Origin of the sequence: Kitasatospora sp. NPDC056181 (assembly GCF_042266225.1) — a bacterium.
Lineage (GTDB): Bacteria > Actinomycetota > Actinomycetes > Streptomycetales > Streptomycetaceae > Kitasatospora.
Map to the genome: position 1 here is coordinate 1 of NZ_JBHJUK010000293.1, position 3,649 is coordinate 3,649.

General features: G+C 77.5%; 1 protein-coding gene and 2 pseudogenes. All 3 read right to left on the bottom strand.

Features of this window, described 5'->3' with window-relative positions:
• Window positions 1-1,226 (bottom strand): annotated as a pseudogene (locus tag ACFC1F_RS42845) (ATP-binding protein); the annotation flags it as partial.
• Window positions 1,223-1,927 (bottom strand): DUF4255 domain-containing protein, encoded by a 705-nt coding sequence (locus ACFC1F_RS42850; RefSeq protein WP_376167199.1) that lies wholly within the window; start codon window positions 1,925-1,927, stop codon window positions 1,223-1,225. The gene ACFC1F_RS42850 and the pseudogene ACFC1F_RS42845, both read right to left, overlap by 4 nt.
• A pseudogene (locus tag ACFC1F_RS42855) lies at window positions 1,924-3,649 on the bottom strand (hypothetical protein); the annotation flags it as partial. The pseudogene ACFC1F_RS42855 and the gene ACFC1F_RS42850, both read right to left, overlap by 4 nt.

The following is a 3,649-nucleotide window of genomic DNA, read 5'->3' on the forward strand; positions in this document are numbered from 1 at the left end:
GCCGTGCGCACCGCGGTGCCGGCGGCGCGCCGCAGCTGCCCGGCGTCCAGGCGGTGCGCGGCGACGGACCGGGCGAGCGCGTCGGCCCCGCTCTCGCCGACCCCCGCGCCGGCCCCGCTCTCGCCGACCCCCGCGCCGGCCCGCTCCAGCGCGTGCCGCCACCGCGCGACGTGCCGGTCGGGGGCGGGGGCCGCCACCGTCAGGGTGACGGGGGTGTCGGCCGCCCAGGCGGGCTCCCAGCCGCTGGTCCCGTGGGTGAGGAAGGGGATGCCGCGCAGTGCGTCGCACAGCGTGCGCAGGACACGGGCCCGCTCGTCGGGCCGGTCGGGCAGCTCCTCCACCGGCCCCAGCAGGACGCCCGCGCCCAGCAGCCGGGCCTCGCGGGCGACCGCCCGGGCCAGCCCCGGCACGGCACGGGGGTCGTGGGACAGGGCCGCCGCGTCCAGGGCCAGCGGCCGCAGCCCGCCCGCGTGCAGCGCGGCGACGGCCAGCCCCTCGGGATCGCCGCCGCGAGTGCGCAGGTGGACGTGGCCGGTGCCGGTCCCGGTCGCGGCGGCGGCCCGGCGCAGCTCGGCCGGGTCGACGGCCGGATCGTCGGCCGGACCGCCGAGCACCCCGGTCAGCAGCGGGTCGGGCGACGCGTCGCCCAGCAGGTGCGCGGTGACCCGGTCCGGGACGGTCAGCACCCTTGACAGGGGCGGCCGTTCGGGCTCGGTGACCTCCAGCAGACCGCCCGCGACGAGCGGCGCGGTGGGAGCCAACCGGAAGCGGGCCGCGGACAGCCCGCTGTGTCCGCACAGTTCGAGGGCGAGCCCGACGGTGGGCCGGCGGCGCGTCAGGTCGTCGTTGAGGTAGCCGTAGAGCTGCTCGAAGCGGGCGTCCAGGTCCGGGGCCAGGGCGACCAGGAGCAGGTCCAGGTCCAGGGGCGCCAGGGCGAAGCGGGCGCCGAGCACGGCCAGCGGCGATCCGGGCGGCGGAGCGTCCTGCGCGTCCTGCGCGTCCTGCGCGTCCGGCACGGGCAGGGCGGGCGGGTGACCTTCGTCCAGGACGCGGGCGACCGCCTCCGGCGTGAGGTACTGGCCGCGGTACGGATCGTCCGGATCGGGATCGACGGCACGCCGGAGCGCGACGGCCGTGCGCACCCGCTCCTCGACGACCCGCAGCCGCGTCCACAGGTAGGGAGCCGGGGCCGTCGTCCCGGCCGGGGGCTCCGCGGTCCGCGTCACGGCTGCCGCTCCCCGCGTCGGCGGCGAGCGGGGGCCTGCCCCCGCTCCCGGGCGCCGCCGAAGCCCTCCGGACCGGGCTCGCCCACCTCCGTGTAGCGCAGGCGCCGCGCGGACCGCGGCTCCTCCGGTTCGGCCCGGGCCGCGGCGCGTAGGACGAGCCCCTCGGTGACCGGCGGGGCGACGGCCGTCGTGGCTCCGGCCAGTGGCGCCCTCACCCGCAGCCCCAGCGACGGTTTCAGCTCGCCGCCCAGCGCCGACCACACCTCCGAGGCGGCGGGCGCGTCGAGCCCGGTGCCACCGCCGTCCAGGCCCACGATGAGGCCGAGTTCGGCGAGCGAGCCGGTGAGCAGGTGCGGGGGCAGCGCGTCGGTGGACACCAGACACCTCAGCACCTGTGAGAGCAGCCGGTGTTCGTCCTGCGGCCGGCTCGCCCACGCGGTGACGAGGTACGTCAGCTCGAACCAGCGCGCCGGGGCGCGGCGCGCGGCGAGGAAGCCGTCCGCGTCGTACACCTCGCCCGCACCGCTGGCGCGCCGGGTGTGGTCCTCGCGGACGTCGTACAGGAACACGCACACCGTCGGCGCGCTGCGGCGGGCCGCCCAGTCGCGGGTCGGCGCGTCGAACACCACCTCGACGCCCGACGCGTCCAGGCCGGACTCCGTGAGCAGCCGGCGCAGCCCCTCGTCGACTTCGTGGATCATCGTCGGACCACCTCGTTGGGCGGCTGCACCGTGCCGCCGACCACCAGGAAGCCGGTCTGCACCGGGGAGAAGCCGGGGCCGCTCGCGGTGATGACGCGGGGGCCGGTCTGGTCCTTGGCCAGGATCAGCAGCTGGCCGGTGAACCGGCCGTCCTGCCCGGGGACGGTCGGCGCCGCCGCGGCCGTGATGCCCGGCTGCCACGTGAACCGCACCGGCGCGCCGGGCGGGAAGTCCTCACCGCGTACCGAGGTGACGAAACCGGGCTTGCCGATCGGCGGGACCGCGACGATCCGCGGCTGGAGGATCCGCAGCTGCTGGACGGCTTCGTTGTCGCCGGGGTCGGCGTCCGTGCCGGTGGTGGTGAGGGTGCCGGTCACGAGACCGGTGAGCGCCTTGTCAGGGCTGAGGACGACCTGGACGACGGTCCCGGCACCCGGGGCGAGGTCGGGCAGCGCGCACACCCAGGCCTGGTCGCAGCCCGGCGGCGGCCCGTCGTGGGGCACGCCCCCGGGCAGGCCCACGCGAAGCCGCAGACCGGTGGCCAGCCCGTTGCGGCCGTTGCGAACGGTGTACGTGACGACCACGCGACCACCCACGTAACCGGGGTTCGGCTGCGCCGTCAGGCTCAGCCCGGGGCCGGCCGTTGGCGCGGGCGGCAGCGGCGGGGGCGGTGGTGGCGGGGGCGTGCCGGTCGGCGACGGGGGCGGCGGCGGAGCGGAGGTGGGTGTCGGGCCCGGCGCGGGTGTCGAAGTCGGCGTCGGGTCCGGGGTCAGGGTCGGCGTCGGCGTCAGGGTCGGTGTCGGGGTCGGCGTCGGACTGGGCGTCGGCGGTACGGGTGCCGGGCGCACCGGCACCACGGTCCGGCCGGTGTTGTCGCTGGGACGGGGGTCGAGGACGGCACCGGTGACCGACCAGTCCAGGGGTTGGTCCCCGGGCACGACCCCGGTGAGGGTGACCGTGACCGGCACGGTGGTGCCCGGGCGCACCACGCCCAGGGCGCAGACCAGCGCCGCCGCGTCACAGGTGGCGCCGGGCGCGGTCAGGCCGTTGACGGTCACGCCGGCCGGAGGCGCGACGGTCAGCCTGGTCCCCGGCGAGGCCGCCGGGCCGTGGTTGACGACGTCCACCCGGATGTTCGCGGAGTCTCCCACGACGAGCGGCGCGGTCGTGCCGGGCGCCCGGACCGCGAGGTCCACGGACTGCTGGACGCCGGGTTCCTTCTGACGGCCAGGCAGTCCGGCGGTGAGCGGGGTGCGGGCCCCGGAGGCCACGTTCACCAGGGAAAGCTTCTCCGGGCTGTTGGCGGCCAGGGCGGCACGCGAGCTGATCACCAGAGCCCTGCCGTCGGAGGTCCAGGCGGCGTCGCGGGGCTGGAAGGGCCCGGTCGCCGTCGTGTCGGGCAGCTCCCGACCACAGGCTCCCGGCCGGTCGCGGGCCGCGTCGGGAAGCAGCACCCGGCAGCCGCCACCCGCCGCGGAGGCGAGCAGGATCCCGTTGCGCTCGTCGACCCGGCCGGCGCCGTTCTTGCGGTTGAAGGCGATGGTGGCGCCGTCCGGTGAGAAAGCCGGACTGTCGTCGACGACCTCGCAGGCACCGGGGCAGTGGGCGGCACTCAGGTCGCGCTGGCGGTCCAGGTGGTCCACCGACGCCGTCCACACGTGCTTGTTGCCGCCACCGCCGTTGACCACCTGGTTGCGGGTGAAGGCCAGGGTCGTGCCGTCG